This is a genomic window from Sporosarcina ureilytica (assembly GCF_001753205.1).
In the GTDB taxonomy this organism is placed as follows: Bacteria; Bacillota; Bacilli; order Bacillales_A; family Planococcaceae; genus Sporosarcina; species Sporosarcina ureilytica.
In genome coordinates this window covers 826681-852417 of record NZ_CP017560.1, presented here as the reverse complement: position 1 = coordinate 852417, position 25737 = coordinate 826681, and the positions used below count along the sequence as shown (strand labels likewise).

Here is a 25737-nt window from a genome sequence, read left to right as displayed (position 1 = left end):
ACAGAACAGTGTCGAACGGAAAAACTTGGTGCACATTACAATGCGTTATACATTGTCGAAAAGCGAGTTGCATGTTCCATTTCATCATGCATGGCAATGAATACTGGGTTATACGCTTGTTGAATCGGAACGGTCAACAACATAATCTTGTACGTTTCAATACTGTCTAGTTTATCAAGAAGTGCTTGTTTTGCACCGTCTTTTAATACATAACAAGGTAAACGTTTCTTCGGATTTTGAACAAATGACCCCGTCAGCATATAATGGAGTTGTTGAAACATTTCGTAATGACTTTTTTCATCTTCATAGACATGTTCAATAAAAGCCTTCCAAAGTGGATCATCAGTTAATTTGTACATCGATTTATAGTAATGAAACGCTTTGAATTCGTCCTCTATGGACTGTTTTAATTGATTTATAAACAATTGAGCACCCTCTCGCATGTCTTTATTCTAAAGTTATGCGAAAGACCTACACCATATGAAAGGGGAAATAAAATATGCTACAACATTTTCAATACAAATCTATGTTTGAAAATACGCAATTACCTGGTTGGACATTTTCATTTTTCTTTAAAAACAGTAGATACGCAGGTGAATATTTACCAGACGGGCAAATTAACTGGATAGGCGAGACACCACCTGAAGAGGATAATGTCCAAAAGATGATTCATGAATTAATGACATTTCATGTGTATGAATGAGCGCGAGGGGTTCACTAAAAAATGAACTTCAATAGGAGATGATTTTCATGAGTACATATGAAACGAAGGATTCCTACTTTTTTATTTTTGATTCTCATTTTTTAATGATTGCGGGTATTATCCTGGTTATCATCGTACTCTTTCTCTATTTAGGAAAACGAAAGTAAGCTCTATAATAAACGATTGAATCAACTAAATATGGGCATCCTCTTCATTTAAGAGGAGGGTTTGCCATGACAAACAAAAAATCGCCAACTGATAAGTTTCTAAATAAAAAAGAACTAGAAAAACAAGAACAAGTAACTGAAAACACGTTAACCGACAGAAATCGAATACCAAACGAACAAAATGCGTGGAAAGAAACACAGCCGCAAAACAAATAAAGCAGACGATTCCCCTCGTCTGCTTTTATTCTTCCGCCAACTTCCGCTTGCCGAAAACAAAGTAATAATACGTTGATGAACATACATATAAACACGCGGTAATCGAAAACGTATAAGCGTATCCCCAATACGAACCAAAAGTCATCACAAGTCCCGCCGCAACGGGACCCATGGTAGCCCATCCTAGTTGGAAAACTGTTTGGTTTACTGAGTTGGCAAGTCCTTTATATTTATCCGCCACAACTTCCATGGCGACTGCACTTTGAATCGGGTTACCGGCATTCATTAACGCTTGGCGAATTAAGAAGCCAATGGACGCAAGCGTAAGTGAAGTCGTATACGCAGTTAACATTAAAAAAGGAATCGATAAAAATTGAAACACAATGAGTGCACGCACTTTTCCGATTCGCTTCACTAACAACGGACCAATTAGCATGGCCACGGCTGTCATTGCGGAACCTAGTGATAAAATGAGCCCAATAAATGCATTTGACGAATCAAAGCGATTAGCAAAATATAAATTTAAATAAGGGATGACGAGCCCCGAACCGAAACCGATTAATAAACTTGCAAATGAAAAATGAAAAATTAGAATTAGATTTCGTTTCAAGTTATCATTTGGACTATCCGATGATGGTTTATAGGATTCCCGATGATTTGGTTCGATTTGTGGAACCGTCGTTCGTAACTTAAACAACGGTAACAAACCGATTGTGAATACAACCGCGCCTGTTAATAACGACCAACGAATTGCCACTTCTGCTGGCATAACAAACACGACTTGAAGCACATCAGCAATGACACCACCAAGCAAACTCCCAATGACATTGGCAATTGTCATTAAAGCAAAATGCATACTAAACATGTGAACCCGTTCTTTCGCAGTTGAGTTTTCAGCTAAAAAAGGAACCCCTGAAGGTGCTGCACCCCAAAAGTTAGAGTTAAAAAACTAACTTTTGGGGTGTTTTTATATGGCTAAATATAGTTTAGAGTTTAAATTTAAAGTGGTGAGAGAATATCTTGAAGGTACTTTAGGATATAGATTACTGGCGCGAAAATATGGTATTCCAAGTAAATCGCCAATTGAAAGTTGGGTTCAAGCATATAAAGCATTTGGTGAAGATGGATTACGTAGAAAACGTTCTAAGAAGGTTTACTCTGTTCAATTTAAGTTGGATGTATTACACTTTATAAAACGAACAGGCGCTTCATACCAAGATACAGCAATTGAATTTAACATGAATAATCCATCTTTGATTGCGAACTGGAAAAGAACTTTTCTAAAAGAAGGTGTAGAAGGGCTTAAACCTAAATCGAAAGGGTGTCCTACTATGTCTAAAGATAAAAAAGCGAAACCAGTGAAAACAGAGGAGAAAATGTCTCGTGAAGAACAACTAGAACGTGAAAATGAACTTCTTCGCTTAGAAATTGCATACTTAAAAAAGTTAGACGCTTTTCAGGAGAATCCGAATGCCTTCCTAGAAAAGCACAAGCAGCAATGGCATTCGAACTCAAAGAAGAAGGGTTCAAATTAAAAGATGTATTATTGGTAGTCGGTATTCCAGAGGCAACCTATCACTATCAAATCCAACAATTGAAGCAAGCAGACCCAGACGAAGAATTGAAAGAGGTTATTCTTGATCTTTTCCAAAAACATGAAGGCAAATATGGATATCGTCGCATTCATTTAGCATTAAGAAATCAAGGATATTTGATTAATCATAAAAAAGTTCAACGAATCATGGGCGATTTAGGGTTAAAATGTGTGAAATTCACTCGTAAGTCACGATACAATTCATACAAAGGTACTGTTGGGAAAGTAGCCAAAAATCGCTTGAACCGTAGATTTAACACGTCAATCCGCCTGCAAAAATTAGTAACCGATGTCACTGAATTTAAGTGTCTAGACGACGAAAAACTGTATCTAAACCCTATTTTAGATTTATATAACGGAGAAATTATTTCTTTCGGAATCTCCAAGAGACCTACATTGGATTTAGTACTGGAACCATTAAAAGAAGCAGTAAGAGTCATTAAAACTGAAGCTGAATATCGAACAACAATACATTCCGATCAAGGTTGGCATTATCAACATCAAAAATGGATTAAGACATTAAAGAAAAATAAAGTCTTCCAAAGTATGTCTAGAAAAGCAACCTGTGCTGATAACGCTGTAATGGAAAATTTCTTCGGGATTTTAAAGCAAGAAATTTATTACGGTGAAGAATTATTGTCTTATCATAAGCTTAAACAAAAAATAGAACAGTATATTGATTACTACAATAACGAACGAATAAAAGTAAAATTGGCCGGTTTAAGTCCAATACAATACCGAACTCAAACCAGCCAAACAGCTGCATAATAAAAACTCTAACTTTTAGGGGTCACTACCGAAACCTGCACAAACGCCATAAAAAGCCCTGTCAAAAAAGCTGCATAAACCATTGGTGTTTCAGCAATCACCAGGCTTCTATAAAATAGTGTCATTCCCCCAAATACTGCACCACCGACAATCAGCCACTTACGACCAAATTTATCACTCAAAAAACCGGCTGGAATTAACATAATTGCTGTGGCAAGTGCCGTCATGGAGATTACTTTCCCATTAATCGTTTCCGGCATCCCAAGCTCTTTAATATACAAATTATACATGACAATAAAAACACCCATCCCCGTTTGAATGAGTACATTTGCTAACATAAATAATTTGACGTTTGGATTGAATGAATTCACTTTCTGCTTCCAGTCGACCAACCAATTTCGCATACATCCCCAACTTCTCTCTGAAATTACTTCGGTACTCTAAATATACGCTTTACAGAATAGTTTTTCAATGAGCATTTTTTTAAAAGAGAGGGGACAGTAAGGTTATTCGTATTCTGTTTCAGCAATCATGCAAAATGAACGGGAAATTATAATAACACGCAAATAAAAAACCGAGTGCGCTAACACTCGGCCAAAAACCGCAAGAAGAGCAGTTGGTTCGATTTTACGTGTGTCCAATCATTCAATAGCCCATAAAAGAATCCTTCTTAATATTTCGTCTTGAAATAGCATTCTCTTTCAAATGTCTGCTAATGGAATCAACCATCGCCTTTGAACCGGCTACAAAGTATTTTCCACCATCTGCATATAACGAAACGAATTGATCTATTTCTTTATACAATTCATCCCTCGATGTTAGGTAAGTGATTTCCATAGCGTTATTATGAACGACTTCATCTAGTTCCTCTTTATAGATATGCACATTTTCACTATCTAAATAGAGTAACTTTAGTTGGCGATTTGAATCATTTCTCTCTTCTTCTATTTGCTTAACCATTGCCCGAAATGGCGTAATGCCAATACCGCCTGCAATTAAGAGCGATGGATTCTTATCTTTCAAATAAAATGATCCCACAGGACCACTCATTTTAATTGTCATGCCTTCCTCTAATTCTAATAACGCTTTCTTAAATTCACTTGGATGATCATTAATTTTCGTTGTTATCCTAATGACATCCTCATTTGGCGAAGAAGCTACAGTGAATGGCCGAATACCGTTCTTTATCTTTCTATGCGTGATGGTAAATAAACCATGCTGGCCTGCTTTCCAGTTTAAATCGTTATCCTTCTTGAATAAAAAAGTATAAATATCATCCGCTTCTTTATATTTTGTAATCAATGCAAGATCACTTTTCTTAAATATCGAGAATATATCTTTTAAAAAACTCATTTCATTTTCTCCCTTAATCTTCCTGTAACACTTTTCTTAATTGTTCTGCCATACTTGCCCAACCATATTTTGCACCATTGAATGCTTGATTTTCTTTCTCGAATCCCGAGTGTTGAAGATGTAAGTGTGTTGTTTCTCCTTCTTCTCTTAAAGTCCAAGTAACAATCGTGTCGATTGGACCGCCCACCCATGTGTAAGATAACTTATTAGGCTCGTCCACGACTAATACTTCACTATCTACAACTAAGCCAATTGCTTCATTTCGAAATTGACATTTGTAGCCGACAATTGGTTTAAAATTATTCTCCATTACCCATTGAGCAAGTGTCTCCGAATTTGTTAATGCTCCCCATACTTTATGAATGGGACTCTTAAATTGAAAATCTAAATTTAATTCTGCCATTATTTATTCCTCCAATATGTTCTTAAGTATTGCTGCCCTTTCATTCCAAAACTTTTCATAAAACGATAACCAATCTTTCACTTCCTGTAAGGGCGCTGCATTTAGTTGATACCTTGTTTCCCTGCCTACTTTGCGATTCGTTACTAAATCAGCTTCTCTTAAAATGGCCAAATGTTTAGATACTGCGGTTCGGCCAATTTCAAAGTGAGGCGTTAATTCATATAGAGGCAACTCTTCCGATTCCGCCAACAAATGGATTAATTTACGTCTTGTAGGATCAGCAATCGCAATATATACGTCACGCTTTTGGACAGTGCTATTCAAAGCCAACCCCTCCTCTCTTGAATCGGACACCATTTAGTGTCATAATCATACGACACCTTATAGTGTCCAGTCAACAGTTTTACTTTGAATTTGTATTTCCAAATGAACGTTTATTTTTTTAAATGGGATAGTGCAATTTTGGCTCCCAGCATACTTTTGTAAACAATTAACTTGGTTAAAAAACATCCTCACTGGACTTGACGGAAGTTATTTAATAGGTAGGTGGAAATAATTATAGATTCAATCCCTCACCTTAATTATCATTCTAGTAGAATGGTTGGCTTTATTTTTGTGAACATGTTATTCTACATTTAATTAAAGACTCAACAACTCTTTAATATCTATAATTAGAAAAGGAGCAAATCATGAAGTATTCCAAAGCAACAAACTATGCGCTTCATACGATGGTCCATTTACTGCGATTACCGATAGGAAATAGGATTGGCGTTCAAAAGTTAGCAGAAATTCAACGACTTTCACCTACTTATCTCTCAAAAATCTTAACGAAGCTTGCAAAATCAGGTTTAATCGAATCTACCCCTGGCGTGAATGGCGGCTATCAAGTAGCTAAACCGAAGCACGAAATTTCGTTTCTCGATGTGATTCTGGCGATTGAAGGAGATGCCAATTTCTTCACATGTTCCTTTAGTCATCATGCAGGCTGCCACATTGAACAGGTCATGTTAAACGTTGAACAAAATATGAAACACGAACTCGATAAAAAGCTTCTTATCGACATCGCCAATCAGGTGGATAATCAATGTAAAAATCGGCATAAAAATACGCTTTAAAGTAAAATTAATGCATAAAAAGGAGCCTTATATGAAAAATCATCCGAACCGTTTAGCACAAAAAATTGCATTTTTAGAAGACCCTGAAAAACGAGGGGATTTACCACCCAAACAATTATTTGATCTCATTCCTATCCAACAAAGCGATAACTTCTTAGACTTAGGTGCTGGCACAGGCTACTTTACAATTCCAGCAGCGAAAATGGTGGATGGTACCGTCTATGCGGTAGATATTGATTGTGAAATGTTGGAAATCATTAAAACAAAAGCACATGACGAGAAGCTAACAAACATCGAAACGATTGAAGGGAATTTCTCACCTATCCCATTACCGGACCATGCTGTTAACATTGCACTTGCCTCCCTGGTATTGCACGAAGTTAAACCACTCAACGAAACTTTAACGGAAATCCATCGCGTTCTAAAAGACGGCGGTCATTTTGTCTGCGTGGAAATTGAAAAGAAAGACAACTCTCCTGATGGACCACCGAGAATCCATTTTTCCGTAATGGAACAGGAACTATTAAAAGCTGGTTTTACAATACAAGATAAATTGATTCCGACAACACATATCTATATCTTTATTGTACAAAAATAACCCTATACCAAAAGGATAGGGGACAGAGGGAATTCCCCTGTTCTCTATCCTTTCATCATTACGCTAACTTGTCAGAAGCACCGGATTGCAATTGGTACATTTGCGCGTATTGACCGCCAAGCGCGAGCAATTCCTCATGGGTACCTTGTTCAATTATTTCACCGCTGTCCAATACGATAATCCGGTCTGCCGATTTAATTGTTGATAAACGGTGCGCAATAATAAATGTCGTCCGTCCTTTTTTTAACACGTCCATCGCATGTTGAATAATTTCTTCCGTTTCTGTATCGATATTTGAAGTGGCCTCATCAAGTATTAAAATCGCTGGGTCGAATGCCAATGCCCTCGCAAATGAAATAAGTTGACGCTGACCCGAAGAGAGCGTGCTCCCCTTTTCCACCACTTCCTCGTCAATTCCTTTTGGCAAATGCTGTAACACGCGCTCTCCACCAACCGCATCAAGTGCCGCCTGAATTTGTTCGCTTGTAATTCGCTCATCGCCCAAACTAATATTCGAGGCGACCGTCCCACTAAACAAATATGGATCTTGTAAAACAATGCCCATATGGTCGCGAACTGTCTGTCTGGACATTTGTTCAATGTCCAGTCCATCAATTGTTATCGTTCCTTTAGAAGGATCGTAAAATCGAAACAATAAATTCATAATCGAACTTTTCCCCGAACCCGTATGACCGACAAGCGCAACCGTCTCACCTTGCTTCGCTTCGAATGAAATGTTTTTCAACACATATTCCTCATCTTTATAAGCAAACCAAACCTCTTCAAAACGAACATTTCCGCGGTACCTAGCAATTTTCGTATCGCTGACCGGTTCTCCTTCACGGTCTAATAACCGAAAAACACGTTCCCCTGCCACAAGAGAATGTTCCAGCTGCTCAAACTGATTCACAATCCCCGTCACAGGATTAAATAATCTTGTTAAATAATCAACAAACGCATAGAGCATCCCGACTGAAACGATACTTTCAGCCGAAAGCGAAGCTCCGCCAAAATACCAAATAAAAAACACAAACGTAATCGACCGAATGACATCAACAAGATTGTAGGACGTGGCCGCAATTACTTTTAATAATTTATTTTGATAATGGTAATGCGTGTCATTCAATTCGCGGAACTCTTCTTCCATCTGTTTTTCACGTCGGAACGCTTGAATAATCGTCATTCCGTTAATGGACTCGTTAATCATTGCATTCATATCACTTACTTTACCGCGAATAATATGATTGACTTTAGAGGCAAATCCTCGATACAACTTCATCCATACGTATATAATCGGAACAATAAAGAGCGTAATTGCGCCCATCTTCGGGTCTAAATAAAATAAAGCGATAAAAATCCCTGTAATATACATGCCATTAATCGCAAACTGGGAAAGCACTGTAACATATAAATTTCGAATCGCTTCAGTATCATTTGTCAGCCTTGCGACGACTTTCCCGGCAGGTAAGTTATCGAAGTAACGAATCGGTAATCTTTGAATATGCTCGTATAAATCATTCCGCATTTTTTGAACAATTCGGTTTGCGGCATTTTGTAACAATAAATATTGAAAATACCTTAAAATCGCTGTGACGACTGCCAAACTAATAAAGATGCCGAGCAACATCACAACAGGACCAAAATCAAGACCATCATCCGACGCCAATGCAATATGGTCATCAATAATTTTCTTCGCAATTAATGGACCCATTAAGTCAGCCGCGACCGCAAAGGCAAGTAATAGAATTCCAGTCATAATAAACTTTTTATAATGCCATGCATATTGCACTAACCGTTTGCCTGTACTCATTTATTCCACCTCCGCAATTTGCTGGCGGTCGAATTGTTCTTTATACCAGCCGTTCATCGCTACTAATTGTTCATGCGTACCTTCTTCCACAATCCGCCCATCATCCAACACAATAATCCACTCGGCATGTTGAACTGCTGAAAGTCGATGGGTCGTAATAATCGTCGTTTTTCCAGCACGTTCATTTTGTATATTTTCAATAATTTTTGCTTCTGTTTTTGCATCAACTGCTGAAAGTGAATCATCGAGAATTAGAATTTCAGGATTTTTCACAAGCGCCCTGGCAATCGAAATGCGTTGTTTTTGCCCCCCAGATAATGCGACCCCTTTCTCCCCAACAAGCGTTTCCAACCCTTCAGGTAACATCGCCAAATCCTTCTCAAAATACGAAAGTCGAATCGCCTCATCAATATCCGAATCCGTTGCATCTTCACGGCCAAATAAAATATTCTCCTTTACAGAACGTGAAAATAACACATGGTCTTGCGGAACATAGCCAATCCAATTCCTTACTTTGTCTTTCGTTAATGCTTGTAGCGAGATATCTGAAAATACAATTTCTCCTTCACCGGCAGGATATTCACGAAGCAATTGTTTCACAAATGTCGTTTTCCCACTGCCCGTTTTCCCAACAATCCCAAGTGTTTCCCCACGCTTTAAATGAAGATGAATATTCTCCAGGTTCACCGTATTTGATGTTGGATAAGTGAAAGCAACATCCTTAAAACCAATATTTTCCGGATGCTTCACCTCTATAGGACGCTCAGGATCTTTGACATCTTCCTCGTAATTTAATGTTTCTGTTACACGATCAAGCGAGGCATTACCGCGTTGCATGACGTTAATTAATTCCCCAATCGCAAACATCGGCCAGACAAGCATGGACAAATAAACATTAAACGTCACAAGGTTGCCGAGCGTCATCTGTCCATCCGATACGAGAAATGCACCATAACCAAGCCCAATTGCATACGTTAGGCCTGTTAAGATTTTTGTAATCGGCATAAAAAGGGCATCGATTTTCTCGACGTGCATATTTTTCCGAAAGACATCTTCTGTCATTTCAGCAAACTTTTGTTCAGTCGCACGTTCTTGCACGTAAGCCCGCACGACGCGGACACCTGCTACGGCTTCAAGTACATGGTCATTCAAATCACCAAATGCTTGTTGAGCAACTAAGTATCGTTCATGAATGCGCTTTCCTAACACTTGCATAATGTACGCCAAAATTGGCAACGGTAAAATGGCGACAAGTGTTAATTTCCAAGAAACGAGAAAACCCATCGTTGCCACCAATGTGAATAAATAAACCGTTGAATCCGCCAATGTCATAATGCCAAAACCAGCAGTTTCTGACACAGCACGTAAATCATTGGTCGAGCGCGCCATTAAATCACCAGTCTTGTTTTTCTCATAAAACGACGGCGTCATTTTTAAAAAATGGCGCATTAATCGTCTCCGTAATTGCCTTTCCAAAACGTAGGCACCGCCAAATAGTTGGTATTGCCAAACAAAGTTAATTACATAATTTACAAGCATGATGAGCAGCATGGCACCAATAAACATGGCCAGTAACTTCGCGGTTAACGTTTGCAAATGAATCGAGTCAATTGCTTTTCCGATTAACCAGGGCGGTACGACGACTAAAATATTTGCAAGAATTAATAACAAAACAGCTACAGTATAACGTTTTTTATTTTCTTGAAAAAACCATTTTAACTTTTGTAATACCGAAAACATCAATCAATCGACCTTCTTTCATCTGTGTTTTGGGGCTAACCGTTTTCCAACGATACCTTCAGTACTAGTCTTTTTTGCCGAATGATATGAATCATGCTTAGCACTCCTTTTCCATAAAATCTTTAACACGCTGAGCGTGAAAATACCTCTCTTAATCGAATCTTAGGATTTTTCAAACATCAACAGACACAAAAAAGCACACGCCCATTTAAACAAGCGTGTGCTTATTAAAAAGAACGGCAACATGCCATTCCATTCATTCAAAAATCAAATAGAAAGTACGCAGGCATGGAGAGACTATTAAGTTCCTTGGTGTATAATATAATATTTATCATCTTCCATACCTACCTTTCTATTTCGAGTTTCGTAATAATTTTACAATACACGTCTCTTTTTACTATGTCAATACTTTTCCCAAAAGAAAGTTTATATTTTTATGGTTAAGTATTGTATCCAAAAGAAATGATAAAAAACAGTAAAATGATTAATGTTACTATTAAAAATAAACAAATCAAGATTATCGTCGCGGTTAATATTTTTGGAAGGATTGAACGATTTTTCCAAATGTAAAGTAGTAAAACAATACTCGATAATAATATCGTTATGAAAAATAATATAAATATATACCGCTGCTTAATGAGTATCCAAAGATCCACCTCTCTCACCTCATTTCACATATCCAAATAAAAAACAATCCACATAATTGTTTTTTTCTTATAAATAAATTATCATAGAAGTAATTAACTATTTTACCATTACAGGAGGTGTACACTTTGTTTCTCCCCTCATTTGGGTGCGGAACAAAGTAACTATTTGGAAATTGCCATACGATTGACAGCATTTGCTGTCTTGATCGCCCTCACCGCATTTTTTGTTGCGAGTGAATTTGCAATTGTTAAAATTAGAACGACACGAATCAATCAGCTCGTCGAAGAAGGAAACCGACGTGCAATAGATGCAAAAAGAATTATTAGCAATTTAGATGAATACTTGTCTGCTTGTCAACTTGGGATTACGATAACGGCACTTGGACTCGGTATGCTAGGAGAACCGACCATTAACTTGATGTTAAAACCGCTTTTCTCCTATTTTGAAGTGTCGGCCAGTGTAGCAACAATTCTCTCATTTATTATTGCTTTTACAATCGTGACATTTTTACACGTCGTTGTTGGTGAACTAGCTCCCAAAACGATTGCGATTCAAAAAGCGGAAGACATAACGCTATCGTTCGCAAAACCTCTTATTCTGTTTTATAAATTGATGTATCCAGTCATAAAAGGGATGAATGGTTCAGCGCGATTTCTTATCGGATTATTTGGCTATAAAGCCATTTCAGAATCAGATGTTGCCCATTCTGAAGAGGAATTACGAATGATTTTAACGGACAGTCTAAAAAGCGGTGAAATTAACCAAGCCGAATATAAATATGTCAATAAAATTTTCGAATTTGACGATCGCATCGCAAAAGAAATTATGATGCCGCGTACAGAAATGATGACTGTCGATAAAGACATGACGATTCAAGACGTATTTAACACAGAAGGAATCGAACAATATACACGTTATCCTGTTACAAACGGAGATAAAGATAATATTATTGGCCTCATCAATATGAAAAACTTATTAACCGAGTATATTAAAAATCCATCCACGGGTACTCAAACCGTTGTTGAGTATATGCAACCGATTATTCAAGTCATTGAAACGATACCGATTGGCGATTTATTACTAAAAATCCAGAGAGAACGAATTCATATGGCTTTACTGATGGATGAATACGGCGGTACATCCGGCCTTGTAACGATTGAGGATATACTGGAAGAAATTGTTGGCGATATACAAGATGAATTTGATACCGACGAAGTTCCTGAAGTTCAAAAAATTGGCGAAGATCATTATATCTTTGACTCTAAATTACTCATTGAAAATGTGAATGATATTCTCGGGATTGATATCGATGAAGAAGGTATCGATACAATTGGCGGTTGGTTTATGACAGAACGTTTTGAAACGATGACTGGCCAATCAATTATCGAACAAGGTTATGAATTTACGATTAAAGATATGGATGGTCAACATATTCTTTATTTAGAAGTAACGAAGCATGAAAGAGAACAACTTGAACAATTAACGGAAGTGTCGACTTAATTTCATGGGATTGACACAGTATCCACGATTTGATATTGTAAATCCTATCAAACAGAAAGTAGGTGAAGTGATATGGAATATATGATTGTAGCTATTGTAAAAACGATCGGACCCATACTTTCACCTGCCCTGTATTCGTAATAATACAAGGTTATTCTGTTATATGTTCGTGAAAGCCGTGGTGTCCGATCGTGGACCCACGGCTTTTTCATACAAATAACAGGAGGATTATAAATTGATAAAATTAGATGATTACGGATGGAATTTATTACACAAAGATAATTTCTCAACAATAATAGAAGAACGCGGATTAGCAAAATGTGTCCCGGGACGTGTCATACTTGAACACAAACGAATGTATCGCGTCATTACAGAATTTGGCGAATGGCTATCGGTTTGTTCAGGTAGCATGGAATACGAAGCAACCGAACGGCGTGACTTCCCTGCTGTCGGCGACTGGGTTGTCGTAGAAAAAATGCCTGGTGAAGAACGTGGAATCATTCATGCGATTTCACCGCGTACTTCAATCTTTTCTCGCAAAGTTGCAGGTTCAACAATCGAAGAACAACTCATTGCTGTCAACGTCGATATTGCCTTTTTGGTTATGTCGATGAATAAAGATTTTAACGCTAGAAGGTTGGAGCGTTATTTAGTTGCGGCCTATGACTCTGGCGCAGTCCCGATTGTTGTCCTTACGAAAAAAGATATTAGCGATAACCCTTCCTATTATGTTGAAGAAGCACAGAATATCGCATTTGGAACGGAAATATTTGAGGTGAGTAATATTACCGGTGAAGGTTTGGAGCAAATTCGACAAGTGCTACAGGACGGTAAAACTGCCGCCCTATTAGGTTCTTCAGGGGTTGGAAAATCTTCATTAACGAATGCTTTATTAAACGACCAAAAAATGGACGTTCAAGATATCCGGCTTGACGATGATAAAGGTAAGCATACGACAACACACCGCGAACTCATTATCATTCCCTCAGGTGGTGTCATTATCGACACGCCCGGTATGAGAGAGTTTCAGCTTTGGGATAATAGCGACAGCTTACATTCTGGCTTCAGTGACATTGAAGCACTCGCAGAAATTTGTAAGTTCAATGATTGCCTACACAATCAAGAACCTGGCTGCGCCGTACAACATGCGTTGGCAACTGGCGAATTAACGGAAGAACGGTATGCAAGTTACTTAAAACTCCAAAAAGAACTTGCTTATATCGAGCAGAAAACAAATCAACAAGCCCGTAAACAGGCGCAAAACAAACGGAAAAACATTTCAAAACATTTAAGAAAGCATTATACGAAGAAATAAGAACACGAACAGTGAGAAAGGCCATAATCGCCTCCTCACTGTTTCTATTTGACACAACTTCTCCACACAATTGAATAGACAATCGTTTCCCAATCAACATTCATTTACATGTTTTCCGTTTCAATCTATAATCAAAAGTGTATTCTGTTGCATTGGAGTGGTTAGATGGACAAGCGACAAGAAAATGGTTTGATTTTCATTGCTGTCGTATCATTAGTAGCAACGTTGGGATCGTTATACTTTTCTGAAGCACGCGGCTTTATTCCTTGTACCCTTTGTTGGTACCAACGTATTTTCATGTACCCAATCATTTTAATTGCTGGGATTGGTCTGTTCCAAAGAAATGCACAAATTGCCTTAACAACTGCGGTTTTCTCAATCATCGGCGGCTCGTTATCGTTATATCATTACGGAATTCAGAAACTCCGCTTTTTAAGTGACAGTGCGCCGTCTTGTGGAATTGTACCATGTACAGGACAATACATTAATTATTTGGGATTTATTACCATCCCATTTCTAGCTTTAATCGCATTTATACTAATCGCCATCACAAGCATCCTCATGCTTAAATGGCAAAAGGAGAATAAATAACTTGAAGAAATTATTAGCAATCGGCGGGATTATCGTCGTCATTTTTGTCTTGATTCTTGTGCTTAACAATCAATCAAACAAGGACAAATTGAAAGATAATCCATACGGAACGAACAAGCTTGAACAATCGACTATTGATTTAATCGGCGATAAAAATTACAGCAACATTATTTTACCTGAAGACCTAAAAGCTAAAATCGCATCTGGCGAATCAGTTACAGCCTATTTTTTCAGTCCTTTATGTGGCTATTGTAAAGAAATGACCCCTGTTATGATGCCAATTGCTCAGAACATGGAAGTGGAAGTTGATCAATTTAACACACTCGAATTTAATGAGGAAGCAAAACTGTATAACATTGAAGCAACGCCAACGATGATCTATTTTGAAAACGGTGAAGAGGTTGGACGAATGGTCGGCGGGCAACCAGAGGAAAACATCCGCGCATTTTTTAAAGCCGTTAAAGGAGAAGTTGAATGAGTTCATTTCATTATAAAATAATAGACGATGGAACAACTATTGAACAGTTACTACGTGATGAGTGGCAAGCAGGGAAAAAGACTGTTCACCTTATGCGTATGGCAAAAGGCGTCACCGATATGGAAGGCAATCCAATTGATTGGAAAACGCCTTTATCAGCCGGAACGACTATCCAATTCACAGTTTCCGATGCACGTTCAAGCTACTTGCCAAATGAACAAGTAACGCTAAAAGTTCTTTTTGAAGATGAACATATCATTGCCGTTTGGAAACCTGCTGGCATGGCAACCCATCCGACCAAAGATACTGAACATGACACACTCATGAATGTTGTCTTTGCGCATGTCGTGAAAAATGGCGGCCAATACGCTGAGCATATTCACCGGCTCGATAAAGGAACGGCAGGTGTGCTACTTATCGCCAAACATCCGATTGCAAAAACAATTTTCGACCGCATGATTGAAAACAACGAAATCACTCGCACATATGAAGCGGAACTAGACGGTACATTAAAAAGACCGCGCGGCACGATTAACCGTCCTATCGGAAAAGACCGCCATCATTCAGCAAGAAGAAGAGTCTCCCCAACTGGTCAACAAGCGATTACACACTTTAAAGTTGTGGAGCGTAAAGCGCAGACAACTCTTGTGGAAGCAAAACTTGAAACAGGCAGAACACATCAAATTCGTGTACACTTTGCCCATCTTGGTCACCCTGTAACTGGCGATACGTTGTACGAGGGCAGTGAAACAGAAGACGGAAACTTTCGCCTTACTGCAACTGCACTCGCGTTTATCCATCCATTTACAAAAGAGTCAATCACAGTTCAATAAAGTAGATAAATCCCGAAGCCTTTCGAGCGCTTCGGGATTTCTTATGACATTTTATATGTCAGTTGTTTGACTTTAAAATTGACCTATATAATAAATTTATTGTTTTTCTTAAAAAAGGATTGAAATTCTCTCTAAAAACGAATATTATTGATAGCGGAGTTTTTATTGTTCGTATTTAGAAAGGAGAATTTCTTTGTTTCAATTAAAACAGTTAAAAACAAATCCTAAAACTGAAATTTTAGCGGGAATGACAACATTTTTAACGATGGCTTACATCATTATTGTCAACCCGATTATTCTAGCTGATGCTGGCGTTCCATTCGACCAAGTATTTCTTGCGACAATTATTGCTGCCGCTGTAGGAACACTTTGGATGGCACTTTTTGCAAATTATCCTATCGCCATCGCACCTGGCATGGGATTGAATGCGTACTTTACTTCTGTGGTCATTGCATCCGATGGACAACTAGATTATATGACTGCATTTTCGGCAGTATTTATTGCTGGAATAATATTTACCATTTTATCGCTTACACCTTTTAGGGAAAAGCTAATTGCATCAATTCCACAAAATTTAAAACATGGAATTACTGCGGGAATTGGATTATTTATTGCCTTTATTGGATTGAAACTTTCAGGGCTTGTTGCAAGTCATGAAACAAATCTAGTTCAACTCGGTGATTTAACCTCGCCGACAGTCCTCCTAGCATTATTTGGACTAATCATCACGGTGATTTTAATGACATTAAATGTTTACGGTTCAATTTTTATCGGGATGATTGTAACTGGTATCGTTGCCGTTTTCACAGGCCAATTATCATTTACAGAAGGTTTATGGAAACTGCCATCCTTGCCTGAAGGAATTATCGTTTGGAATCCTATCAGCGCGATGTCAGACATCATTTCTCATGGTTTATACGGCGTTGTCTTCGCTTTTCTTATTGTGACAATGTTTGATACAACAGGCACAATGATTGGTGTCGCAAAACAAGCTGGTTTATTAAAAAAAGATGGCTCTATGCCTAAAGCACGCCATGCATTACTGGCCGACTCTGTAGCCGCTACAGTCGGTTCAATGTTCGGAACGAGCCCAACTTCAGCATATATCGAATCATCGTCTGGTGTCGCTGTTGGGGGACGTTCAGGGCTTACTACATTAACAGTCGCGATACTCTTTATGATTGCAGCCTTTTTTGGGCCTCTCGTCAGTGCGTTATCAGGCGTTTCTGCAATTACAGCGCCGGCACTCATTATTGTAGGAAGCTTAATGATTAGTGTTGTAAAAGAAATAGAATGGGAATCTTTCGACGAAGCCTTCCCTGCATTTCTAATTATTTTAACGATGCCGCTCACTTCTAGTATTGCAACTGGAATTGCACTTGGATTTATCACATATCCAATTTTGAAAGTCGTAAAAGGAAAGTGGAGACAAGTGCCAATTCTTCTTTACGTTTTCGCAATCTTATTCGCGTATCAACTGTTATTTTTAGCGCATTAAGAAATGTCACAATTAAACAAAATAAGGACATTTCATTTTCCTAATAAATGAGGTATACTTAACGGTAGACAACAGCTGTCTCATAGGAGGGATAAGTTATGAAACTTATTTTAGTTCTAGGAGTTTGTGTTGCATTCCTTTCCGCGATTCTTACAGGTGGGTACGAGGACAAGCCAGGCACAAACCAAAAGAAAAAGCGCGGTAACCAACCGACTTAATTTGAGCAGTTTCAATGATAAAGCAGATGGCGAAAAACAATATGTTTTTCGCCATCTGCTTTTTATTTATCTTTGAATGAAACTTAATTCATCTTGATACGTACCTAAGATAGGGAGGTGAAGGCTTATGACTTTCCGTTCAAAAGTAGATAATTTTTTTATGCTTTTCATGGTAATCGTCGGATTGATCATTGGCGCGGTTACTTTATTACCATTATATTTTGCTGGCGGTGATTTGCCAACGGTTCTTACATTAATCTCAACTTTTCTTTTTACAATAGGATTAATTCTTTGGTGTACGTTCAATGTTAAATATGTTTTTTACGAGGATTTTTTATTTGTCCAAGGTGGACCGTTTAGAAGTCGGATTCCCTATAATAAAATTATAAAAATCGCCCCGACGACAGAAATATTGACTGGGTACAGAATTCTAACGTCAAGAGATGCGATTGAAATCTTTTATAAGTTCAGCTTACTAGGAAGCGTGAAAATCTCACCTGAAGATCAGATAGGTTTTATTGCTGAATTAAAAAAACGTTGTCCAAATATATACAAAAAGGGCTTCCAATGATTGTAGCTCGATCCATTGGAAACCCTCTTAATTACTTCAACCCAATAAAGGATTGTTGTCGAAGTGCTTCATATACTAACACCGCGGCGGTATTTGATAAGTTTAACGCACGTATATTGTCATTCATCGGAACACGTAAACAGTTCTCTTCATATTCCTCCAGAATTTCATTAGGCAGTCCCTTAGTCTCTTTACCAAACACAAAGAAGATATCCTCCTCTGAATTCGAATAATCAAAAGACGTATAAGATTTCTGCCCAAATTTCGTAATAAAATAAAACTTACCTTCCGGATAAGCGTCGATAAACTGCCGAATCCCATCATGATAAAAGACATCAACATGTTGCCAATAATCAAGTCCTGCCCTTTTTAACATTTTATCTTCTGTTGAAAATCCTAATGGTTTAATTAAATGTAATTTTACGCCTGTACCTGCACAGGTTCTCGCGATGTTTCCTGTGTTCGCAGGAATCTGCGGTTCAAATAACGCCACATGTATTGCCATTTCAGCACTTCCTCTGTTCTAAATATGAGTCTCTTCTTGCCAATTTTCAAGCGCTTTTTCTAATTCCAGTCGAACATCTTCTTGTTCTTCCGTTGCTAAAGCTGCTTGGATTGCTTTATAACTTGCTTCTGTTCCTATTTGGCCAAGTGCCCAAGCAATTGTCCCACGCATAACGGGTCGTTGATCATTCCGCAGCATCTCGGTTAATTTAGGAATTGCCGCTTCTTCTTTGAAATGCGCTAAAGCGATTATCGCATTTCGTTGAATCGGATTTTTACCTCTCCACGAACCCGCAATATGTCCGAATTGCTCTCTAAATTGACGATTCGATAAATCCAACATCGGTTCTAATACAGGTTTTGCGAGTTCCGGTTCAGGCTTAAATGCTTCCTGGTGCAAATTATACTTTTTCCTGTTTTTCGGGCAAATTGTTTGGCATGTATCACAACCGTATACACGGTTTCCAATCTTCGTCCTAAACTCTTCAGGAATCGATGTCTTCGTCTGTGTTAAAAAAGCGATACAGCGCTGTGCATTGAGCTGTCCACCCTGAATTAAGGCACCTGTTGGGCATGCGTCTAAACATAACCTACAATCCCCACACTCGTCTTCCATCGGCTCGTCTGGTGCAAAAGGAATATTTGTAATCATCTCACCTAGATACACATACGATCCGAATTCAGGCGTGATAATTGAACAGTTCTTCCCTGACCACCCAATGCCCGCTCGCTCTGCTACTGCGCGGTCTGCAAGTTCTCCTGTGTCTACCATAGAACGCAACTTTGCAGTTGGCACACGGGCTAATATAAACTCCTCCAGTAACTTTAAACGCTCACGAAGGACAATATGATAATCAGTTCCCCAAGAAGCACGACAAAATATCCCACGTCTCTCCCCTTTTTTTCCACGAGGAGAATTTTCCATTTTAGAAGGATACGCAATGGCAATCGCAATAATACTTTCCGGTCTATCCAAGAGAAGTGCAGGATCCGTACGCTTCTCAATATCTTTCTCCTCAAAGCCTGACTGAAAGCCTAGTTCTTGTTGGCGAACTAACCGGTTTCTTAATTCGTGAAACGGAGCTGCAGTCGTAAAACCGACCTTATCAATCCCAATTGAAGCAGCATATTTTTTTACTTCCTCTTGAAGTTCGAGTATATTCATTTAAAAACACCTCCCCCATGGTAAAATAAAAACATATTATATAAAGGGTGATTAGATTGAAAGTAAGTTTAGACAATAAAATATTGAATACTTTACCCGCCTTTAAAATAGGCCTTAACCATTATACCAAAATTACGGTCTCAGAATCTCCTCAAATGCTAAAAGGACGCTTACAATTATTTCAAGAACAACTTTTCTTTGAACTTGATGACAAAGCAGTCACAAAATTTCAAGGTGTTCAGGAATGGCGTGAAATATGGAAAGCATTTGGCGCAAACCCAAGCCGTTATCGTTCTTCAATTGAATCGTTACTAAGAAGAATTAGTAAACAAAATTATTTACAACCCTTTAACTCTGCTGTTGATATGAATAACTTTTTCTCTTTGCAATATGAAATTCCAATGGGGATTTATGACACGCAGCATATTCAAGGAGATATCGCGTTTAACATTGGAACAAGTGAAACAACTTGCGAAGGATTAAACGGACGTCTAAACCATTTGAATAATATGATTGTCTTGTCCGATAATATTGGTCCTTTCGGGAGCCCTTTTGTTGATTCAAAACGGACTGCTGTTTCCGAAAATACAACATCCGCTATTCATGTGTTCTTCTTGCGTCCTTCCATGAACACAGAAGAAGCCGCTGAACTATTAACAGCTGCAGGAAAAATGTTTACGAATGTTCATGGCGGTGAAGTATACTCAAAGATTTTGCACAAAGAACAGTCTTCTACTATGCTAGATTAACATTTTAATGTGAAAGCATGGGAGGAAACCTATAATTTAAATGTAGCTTAACCAATTATGAATCAGCAACTAGAGCATTGCAACAATCCTTTAATGCTTCAGATAGTCTCCTTCTATGGAAAAAGGCTCCTTTCTTTTAAGGAGCCTTTTCTTTTTTGAGTATTAGATAAAACATTTAAAATTTACATCAAAAAAAGACACAACCGAAGTTGCGTCTTTTTTGATACCCGAGGCCGGACTTGAACCGGCACGCCTTGCGGCATCGCATTTTGAGTGCGACGTGTCTGCCATTCCACCACTCGGGCTAAGAAATATTTAAATTATCATATAAAGTCAAATTTGGAGGCGGCAACCGGAATCGAACCGGTGGTAAGGGTGTTGCAGACCCGTGCCTTACCGCTTGGCTATGCCGCCTCTATAAAATTGGAGCGGAAGACGGGATTCGAACCCGCGACCTCCACCTTGGCAAGGTGATATTCTACCACTGAACTACTTCCGCATAACTGGGGTAGCTGGATTCGAACCAACGAATGACGGAGTCAAAGTCCGTTGCCTTACCGCTTGGCTATACCCCAAAAAAGGGCGACTGAAGGGAATCGAACCCTCGAATGTCGGGACCACAACCCGATGCGTTAACCACTTCGCCACAATCGCCAGAATACTATTACATGATTATATTTTAAGTAATGGGGCGGCTGAAGGGAATCGAACCCTCGAATGTCGGGACCACAACCCGATGCGTTAACCACTTCGCCACAACCGCCATAACATAAAAATAATTCCAATACGGTTAATAAAGGAATGTTTTGTATTTCAAAGAATAACAGGGGCAGTAGGATTCGAACCCACACCAAAGGTTTTGGAGACCTCTATTCTGCCCTTAAACTATGCCCCTAAATGGTGGTGGGGGAGGGATTCGAACCCCCGAACCCTGAGGGAGCGGATTTACAGTCCGCCGCGTTTAGCCACTTCGCTACCCCACCGAATTAAAATATATGACAAGCACACAATGTATAATTTTTCTTGGTGCCGGAGAAAGGACTTGAACCCTCAACCTACTGATTACAAGTCAGTTGCTCTACCAGTTGAGCTACTCCGGCATTTAGAAAAAATGGCTTAGGACGGAATCGAACCGCCGACACAAGGATTTTCAGTCCTTTGCTCTACCGACTGAGCTACTAAGCCGTTAAAATAAAATGGCGGTCCCGACGGGAATCGAACCCGCGATCTCCTGCGTGACAGGCAGGCATGTTAACCGCTACACCACGGGACCATTTGGTTGCGGGGGTAGGATTTGAACCTACGACCTTCGGGTTATGAGCCCGACGAGCTGCCACTGCTCCACCCCGCGATAATTATAACAATTAAATTCAATTGACTTTCTACGCTTATAGTGTGTATGACACCTTTCGTGACTTTGTCACTGTCGGTGTTAATCGCATTTTTCATGATGCGATTTGTTCCACTCCGCGATAATTATAATAATATGGTGGAGGATGACGGGATCGAACCGCCGACCCCCTGCTTGTAAGGCAGGTGCTCTCCCAGCTGAGCTAATCCTCCATGTTGAAATTACAATAAAACATACTTCAATTAATAAAGTAAATATGGTGACCCCTACGGGATTCGAACCCGTGTTACCGCCGTGAAAGGGCGGTGTCTTAACCGCTTGACCAAGGGGCCATTATGTATGTAATGATTAACTTAAAAATCTGGCGGAGAGCAAGGGATTTGAACCCTTGAGGCAGCGCAAACCGCCTACACGATTTCCAATCGTGCTCCTTCGGCCACTCGGACAGCTCTCCAATTGGCTCCGCAGGTAGGATTCGAACCTACGACCGATCGGTTAACAGCCGATTGCTCTACCACTGAGCTACTGCGGAATAATATTATCAATGTCTGTCCATTCACATAATATGTGTGGATAAGGATTTCGAGACCAGCAACGTCCTACTCTTGCAGGGGCTAACCCCAACTACCATCGGCGCTGAAGAGCTTAACTTCCGTGTTCGGTATGGGAACGGGTGTGACCTCTTCGCTATCGCCACTGGACTCTATTAACACGACAACTCTAATTATATCAGATCCTGCTAGGAATGCAAGCCTTTTTTGTAAATTAATTAGTTTTGTTCGTTCAAAACTGGATAAACGTGACATTTTATGACACAAACTCGTAACATTTTTTTAAAGGATAAGTCCTCAATCGATTAGTATCCGTCAGCTGCACATGTCGCCATGCTTCCACCTCGGACCTATCAACCTCATCATCTTTGAGGGATTTTACTTACTTACGTAATGGGAAATCTCATCTTGAGGGGGGCTTCATGCTTAGATGCTTTCAGCATTTATCCCGTCCATACGTAGCTACCCAGCTATGCCTTTGGCAAGACAACTGGTACACCAGCGGTATGTCCATCCCGGTCCTCTCGTACTAAGGACAGCTCCTCTCAAATTTCCTGCGCCCGCGACGGATAGGGACCGAACTGTCTCACGACGTTCTGAACCCAGCTCGCGTACCGCTTTAATGGGCGAACAGCCCAACCCTTGGGACCGACTACAGCCCCAGGATGCGATGAGCCGACATCGAGGTGCCAAACCTCCCCGTCGATGTGAACTCTTGGGAGAGATAAGCCTGTTATCCCCGGGGTAGCTTTTATCCGTTGAGCGATGGCCCTTCCATGCGGAACCACCGGATCACTAAGCCCGTCTTTCGACCCTGCTCGACTTGTAGGTCTCGCAGTCAAGCTCCCTTATGCCTTTGCACTCTACGAATGATGTCCAACCATTCTGAGGGAACCTTTGGGCGCCTCCGTTACTCTTTAGGAGGCGACCGCCCCAGTCAAACTGCCCGCCTGACACTGTCTCCTACCCCGCTAAGGGGCATGGGTTAGAATTCCAATACAGTCAGGGTAGTATCCCACCAATGCCTCCACCGAAGCTGGCGCTCCGGTTTCAAAGGCTCCTACCTATCCTGTACAGACTGCATCAGAATTCAATATCAGGTTGCAGTAAAGCTCCACGGGGTCTTTCCGTCCTGTCGCGGGTAACCTGCATCTTCACAGGTACTATAATTTCACCGAGTCTCTCGTTGAGACAGTGCCCAGATCGTTACGCCTTTCGTGCGGGTCGGAACTTACCCGACAAGGAATTTCGCTACCTTAGGACCGTTATAGTTACGGCCGCCGTTTACTGGGGCTTCGGTTCAAAGCTTCGCTTGCGCTAACCTCTCCCCTTAACCTTCCAGCACCGGGCAGGCGTCAGCCCCTATACGTCACCTTACGGTTTTGCAGAGACCTGTGTTTTTGCTAAACAGTCGCCTGGGCCTATTCACTGCGGCTCTCTCGGGCTTTAACACCCTATCAGAGCACCCCTTCTCCCGAAGTTACGGGGTCATTTTGCCGAGTTCCTTAACGAGAGTTCTCTCGATCACCTTAGGATTCTCTCCTCGCCTACCTGTGTCGGTTTGCGGTACGGGCACCTCCCGCCTCGTTAGAGGCTTTTCTTGGCAGCGTGAAATCAGGGACTCCGGGGAAAATTCCCCTTGCTATCACAGCTCAATGTTATAGAAACGGGATTTGCCTCGTTTCACACCTCACTGCTTAGACGCACATTACCAACCGTGCGCTCACCCTATCCTACTGCGTCCCCCCATTACTCAAACGGCGGGGAGGTGGTACAGGAATATCAACCTGTTATCCATCGTCTACGCCTTTCGGCCTCGACTTAGGTCCCGACTAACCCTGAGCGGACGAGCCTTCCTCAGGAAACCTTAGGCATTCGGTGGAAGGGATTCTCACCCTTCTTTCGCTACTCATACCGGCATTCTCACTTCTAGGCGCTCCACTAGTCCTTACAGTCTAGCTTCGACGCCCCTAGAACGCTCTCCTACCACTGACACCAAAGGTGTCAGTCCACAGTTTCGGTGATTCGTTTAGCCCCGGTACATTTTCGGCGCAGCGCCACTCGACCAGTGAGCTATTACGCACTCTTTAAATGGTGGCTGCTTCTAAGCCAACATCCTGGTTGTCTGGGCAACGCCACATCCTTTTCCACTTAACGAATACTTGGGGACCTTAACTGGTGGTCTGGGTTGTTTCCCTCTCGACTACGAATCTTATCACCCGCAGTCTGACTCCCAAACAAAAATCATCGGCATTCGGAGTTTGTCTGAATTCGGTAACCCGGGATGGGCCCCTAGTCCAAACAGTGCTCTACCTCCGAGATTCTAACGTTTGAGGCTAGCCCTAAAGCTATTTCGGAGAGAACCAGCTATCTCCAGGTTCGATTGGAATTTCACCGCTACCCACACCTCATCCCCGCATTTTTCAACATACGTGGGTTCGGGCCTCCAGTAAGTGTTACCTTACCTTCACCCTGGACATGGGTAGATCACCTGGTTTCGGGTCTACGACTACATACTAAAACGCCCTATTCAGACTCGCTTTCGCTGCGGCTCCGCATTCTCTGCTTAACCTTGCATGTAATCAGTAACTCGCCGGTTCATTCTACAAAAGGCACGCCATCACTCAGCTTGTTTCCGAAGAAACAGCATCGAGCTCTGACTACTTGTAGGCACACGGTTTCAGGATCTATTTCACTCCCCTTCCGGGGTGCTTTTCACCTTTCCCTCACGGTACTGGTTCACTATCGGTCACTAGGAAGTATTTAGCCTTGGGAGATGGTCCTCCCGGATTCCGACGGAATTTCACGTGTTCCGTCGTACTCAGGATCCACTCTGGAGAGAATACACTTTTGATTACGGGGCTATTACCCACTATGGCAGACCTTTCCAGGTCGCTTCATCTAATGCATTCCTTTGTAACTCCGTATAGAGTGTCCTACAACCCCAGGAAGCAAGCTTCCTGGTTTGGGCTGTTCCCGTTTCGCTCGCCGCTACTCAGGGAATCGATTTTCTTTCTCTTCCTCCGGGTACTTAGATGTTTCAGTTCTCCGGGTGTGCCTCATATACGCTATGTATTCACGTATATGTACTGCTCCATTACGAACAGTGGGTTTCCCCATTCGGAAATCTCTGGATCAAAGCTTACTTACAGCTCCCCAGAGCATATCGGTGTTAGTGCCGTCCTTCATAGGCTCCTAGTGCCAAGGCATCCGCCGTGCGCCCTTTCTAACTTAACCTTAAAACCAATGCTGTATAGCGATATACAACAATTGATTCATACATTACTACATTTGTGTT

At 40.5% G+C, this 25737-nt stretch carries 25 protein-coding genes, 16 tRNA genes and 2 rRNA genes; 15 read left to right on the top strand and 28 right to left on the bottom strand.

Annotated features, from left to right (window positions below; all coding sequences use genetic code 11):
• Positions 1-35 precede the first annotated feature (35 nt).
• On the bottom strand, positions 36-425 hold the full coding sequence (locus BI350_RS04340) for a ferritin-like domain-containing protein (RefSeq protein WP_075526996.1): 390 nt from the start codon (positions 423-425) through the stop codon (positions 36-38).
• A 74-nt stretch (positions 426-499) separates the two neighbouring features.
• Here BI350_RS04340 and BI350_RS04335 point away from each other — a divergent pair, with 74 nt between their 5' ends.
• The 3 genes from BI350_RS04335 (at position 500) to BI350_RS16850 (ending at position 1086) form a co-directional block, all read left to right on the top strand.
• Positions 500-703, top strand: a complete 204-nt coding sequence (locus tag BI350_RS04335) for a YheE family protein (RefSeq protein ID WP_075526995.1) — start codon at positions 500-502, stop codon at positions 701-703.
• 47 nt (positions 704-750) lie between these two features.
• A complete protein-coding gene (locus BI350_RS16855; protein WP_168157246.1) occupies positions 751-870 on the top strand; it encodes an LPXTG cell wall anchor domain-containing protein in 120 nt (39 codons plus the stop codon).
• Between the two features lie 66 nt (positions 871-936).
• Positions 937-1086, top strand: coding sequence for a hypothetical protein (locus BI350_RS16850; RefSeq protein ID WP_155767469.1), 150 nt, complete (start codon positions 937-939; stop codon positions 1084-1086).
• Between the two features lie 25 nt (positions 1087-1111).
• Here BI350_RS16850 and BI350_RS04330 read toward each other — a convergent pair whose 3' ends face one another.
• On the bottom strand, positions 1112-1951 hold the full coding sequence (locus tag BI350_RS04330) for an MFS transporter (protein WP_075526994.1): 840 nt from the start codon (positions 1949-1951) through the stop codon (positions 1112-1114).
• Positions 1952-2057: 106 nt separating this feature from the next.
• Between BI350_RS04330 and BI350_RS04325 the strand changes: the two genes are divergently transcribed.
• Positions 2058-2621, top strand: a complete 564-nt coding sequence (locus BI350_RS04325) for a helix-turn-helix domain-containing protein (protein WP_075526993.1) — start codon at positions 2058-2060, stop codon at positions 2619-2621.
• Complete coding sequence (locus BI350_RS04320) at positions 2519-3448, top strand: IS3 family transposase (RefSeq protein WP_155767468.1); 930 nt, start codon at positions 2519-2521, stop codon at positions 3446-3448. Before BI350_RS04325 ends, BI350_RS04320 begins: the two co-directional genes overlap by 103 nt.
• A gap of 8 nt (positions 3449-3456) precedes the next feature.
• Here BI350_RS04320 and BI350_RS04315 read toward each other — a convergent pair whose 3' ends face one another.
• The 4 genes from BI350_RS04315 to BI350_RS04300 all read right to left on the bottom strand — a co-directional run bounded on the left by BI350_RS04315 (position 3457) and on the right by BI350_RS04300 (position 5528).
• On the bottom strand, positions 3457-3852 hold the full coding sequence (locus tag BI350_RS04315) for an MFS transporter (RefSeq protein ID WP_075526991.1): 396 nt from the start codon (positions 3850-3852) through the stop codon (positions 3457-3459).
• A 241-nt stretch (positions 3853-4093) separates the two neighbouring features.
• Positions 4094-4801 carry an FAD-dependent oxidoreductase gene (locus BI350_RS04310; protein WP_075526990.1) on the bottom strand — a complete coding sequence of 236 codons (708 nt, stop codon included), beginning with the start codon at positions 4799-4801 and terminating at the stop codon, positions 4094-4096.
• 13 nt (positions 4802-4814) lie between these two features.
• Positions 4815-5204 (bottom strand): SRPBCC family protein, encoded by a 390-nt coding sequence (locus tag BI350_RS04305; RefSeq protein ID WP_075526989.1) that lies wholly within the window; start codon positions 5202-5204, stop codon positions 4815-4817.
• 3 nt (positions 5205-5207) lie between these two features.
• On the bottom strand, positions 5208-5528 hold the full coding sequence (locus BI350_RS04300; protein ID WP_075526988.1) for an ArsR/SmtB family transcription factor: 321 nt from the start codon (positions 5526-5528) through the stop codon (positions 5208-5210).
• A gap of 365 nt (positions 5529-5893) precedes the next feature.
• Here BI350_RS04300 and BI350_RS04295 point away from each other — a divergent pair, with 365 nt between their 5' ends.
• Entirely contained in the window at positions 5894-6319 is a 426-nt protein-coding gene (locus BI350_RS04295; RefSeq protein ID WP_075526987.1) for an Rrf2 family transcriptional regulator, read from the top strand.
• Between the two features lie 31 nt (positions 6320-6350).
• A complete protein-coding gene (locus BI350_RS04290) occupies positions 6351-6917 on the top strand; it encodes a class I SAM-dependent methyltransferase (protein WP_075526986.1) in 567 nt (188 codons plus the stop codon).
• Positions 6918-6975: 58 nt separating this feature from the next.
• On the opposite strand, the gene BI350_RS04285 is transcribed toward BI350_RS04290, so the two are convergent.
• Entirely contained in the window at positions 6976-8727 is a 1752-nt protein-coding gene (locus tag BI350_RS04285) for an ABC transporter ATP-binding protein (RefSeq protein ID WP_075526985.1), read from the bottom strand.
• The gene (locus tag BI350_RS04280) at positions 8728-10467 is read right to left on the bottom strand and encodes an ABC transporter ATP-binding protein (RefSeq protein ID WP_075529230.1); all 1740 of its coding nucleotides are present in this window, start codon (positions 10465-10467) and stop codon (positions 8728-8730) included.
• 831 nt (positions 10468-11298) lie between these two features.
• On the opposite strand from BI350_RS04280, the gene BI350_RS04275 reads away from it, so the two are divergent.
• The 7 genes from BI350_RS04275 to BI350_RS04245 all read left to right on the top strand — a co-directional run bounded on the left by BI350_RS04275 (position 11299) and on the right by BI350_RS04245 (position 18119).
• On the top strand, positions 11299-12615 hold the full coding sequence (locus BI350_RS04275) for a hemolysin family protein (RefSeq protein WP_075529229.1): 1317 nt from the start codon (positions 11299-11301) through the stop codon (positions 12613-12615).
• Positions 12616-12853: 238 nt separating this feature from the next.
• Positions 12854-13930: a ribosome small subunit-dependent GTPase A gene (gene rsgA, locus BI350_RS04270; protein WP_168157280.1), complete on the top strand. Its 1077-nt coding sequence runs from the start codon at positions 12854-12856 to the stop codon at positions 13928-13930.
• A gap of 165 nt (positions 13931-14095) precedes the next feature.
• Positions 14096-14521, top strand: a complete 426-nt coding sequence (locus BI350_RS04265) for a disulfide oxidoreductase (protein WP_075526983.1) — start codon at positions 14096-14098, stop codon at positions 14519-14521.
• 1 nt (position 14522) lies between these two features.
• Entirely contained in the window at positions 14523-14999 is a 477-nt protein-coding gene (locus BI350_RS04260) for a thioredoxin family protein (protein WP_075526982.1), read from the top strand.
• The gene (locus BI350_RS04255; protein ID WP_075526981.1) at positions 14996-15832 is read left to right on the top strand and encodes an RluA family pseudouridine synthase; all 837 of its coding nucleotides are present in this window, start codon (positions 14996-14998) and stop codon (positions 15830-15832) included. The genes BI350_RS04260 and BI350_RS04255 overlap by 4 nt, the downstream gene beginning before the upstream one ends.
• Positions 15833-16025: 193 nt before the next feature.
• Positions 16026-17330 (top strand): NCS2 family permease, encoded by a 1305-nt coding sequence (locus BI350_RS04250; RefSeq protein WP_075526980.1) that lies wholly within the window; start codon positions 16026-16028, stop codon positions 17328-17330.
• Between the two features lie 345 nt (positions 17331-17675).
• Positions 17676-18119 (top strand): PH domain-containing protein, encoded by a 444-nt coding sequence (locus BI350_RS04245; RefSeq protein ID WP_075526979.1) that lies wholly within the window; start codon positions 17676-17678, stop codon positions 18117-18119.
• Positions 18120-18150: 31 nt separating this feature from the next.
• On the opposite strand, the gene trmL is transcribed toward BI350_RS04245, so the two are convergent.
• Complete coding sequence (gene trmL / locus BI350_RS04240) at positions 18151-18624, bottom strand: tRNA (uridine(34)/cytosine(34)/5-carboxymethylaminomethyluridine(34)-2'-O)-methyltransferase TrmL (protein ID WP_075526978.1); 474 nt, start codon at positions 18622-18624, stop codon at positions 18151-18153.
• A gap of 18 nt (positions 18625-18642) precedes the next feature.
• On the bottom strand, positions 18643-19788 hold the full coding sequence (gene queG, locus BI350_RS04235) for a tRNA epoxyqueuosine(34) reductase QueG (RefSeq protein ID WP_075526977.1): 1146 nt from the start codon (positions 19786-19788) through the stop codon (positions 18643-18645).
• Positions 19789-19844: 56 nt separating this feature from the next.
• Here queG and BI350_RS04230 point away from each other — a divergent pair, with 56 nt between their 5' ends.
• A complete protein-coding gene (locus tag BI350_RS04230) occupies positions 19845-20537 on the top strand; it encodes a B3/B4 domain-containing protein (protein WP_075526976.1) in 693 nt (230 codons plus the stop codon).
• 224 nt (positions 20538-20761) lie between these two features.
• On the opposite strand, the gene BI350_RS04225 is transcribed toward BI350_RS04230, so the two are convergent.
• The 18 genes from BI350_RS04225 to BI350_RS04140 form a co-directional block, all read right to left on the bottom strand.
• Positions 20762-20842, bottom strand: a tRNA-Leu gene (locus BI350_RS04225).
• Between the two features lie 35 nt (positions 20843-20877).
• Positions 20878-20951, bottom strand: a tRNA-Cys gene (locus tag BI350_RS04220).
• A gap of 10 nt (positions 20952-20961) precedes the next feature.
• Positions 20962-21036 (bottom strand) — tRNA-Gly (locus tag BI350_RS04215).
• 4 nt (positions 21037-21040) lie between these two features.
• A tRNA-Gln gene (locus tag BI350_RS04210) sits at positions 21041-21112 on the bottom strand.
• A 6-nt stretch (positions 21113-21118) separates the two neighbouring features.
• A tRNA-His gene (locus BI350_RS04205) sits at positions 21119-21191 on the bottom strand.
• A gap of 33 nt (positions 21192-21224) precedes the next feature.
• Positions 21225-21300 (bottom strand) — tRNA-His (locus BI350_RS04200).
• Between the two features lie 61 nt (positions 21301-21361).
• Positions 21362-21432, bottom strand: a tRNA-Trp gene (locus BI350_RS04195).
• Positions 21433-21435: 3 nt separating this feature from the next.
• Positions 21436-21520: transfer RNA gene (locus tag BI350_RS04190), tRNA-Tyr, on the bottom strand.
• Positions 21521-21561: 41 nt separating this feature from the next.
• A tRNA-Thr gene (locus BI350_RS04185) sits at positions 21562-21637 on the bottom strand.
• 12 nt (positions 21638-21649) lie between these two features.
• A tRNA-Phe gene (locus tag BI350_RS04180) sits at positions 21650-21722 on the bottom strand.
• Positions 21723-21734: 12 nt separating this feature from the next.
• Positions 21735-21810, bottom strand: a tRNA-Asp gene (locus tag BI350_RS04175).
• A 3-nt stretch (positions 21811-21813) separates the two neighbouring features.
• Positions 21814-21888, bottom strand: a tRNA-Met gene (locus BI350_RS04170).
• 136 nt (positions 21889-22024) lie between these two features.
• Positions 22025-22100 (bottom strand) — tRNA-Val (locus BI350_RS04165).
• 45 nt (positions 22101-22145) lie between these two features.
• A tRNA-Glu gene (locus BI350_RS04160) sits at positions 22146-22220 on the bottom strand.
• 30 nt (positions 22221-22250) lie between these two features.
• Positions 22251-22342: transfer RNA gene (locus BI350_RS04155), tRNA-Ser, on the bottom strand.
• 3 nt (positions 22343-22345) lie between these two features.
• Positions 22346-22420 (bottom strand) — tRNA-Asn (locus BI350_RS04150).
• A gap of 54 nt (positions 22421-22474) precedes the next feature.
• Positions 22475-22589 (bottom strand): 5S ribosomal RNA (gene rrf / locus BI350_RS04145).
• 135 nt (positions 22590-22724) lie between these two features.
• Positions 22725-25676 (bottom strand): 23S ribosomal RNA (locus BI350_RS04140).
• Between the last annotated feature and the right edge of the window lie 61 nt (positions 25677-25737).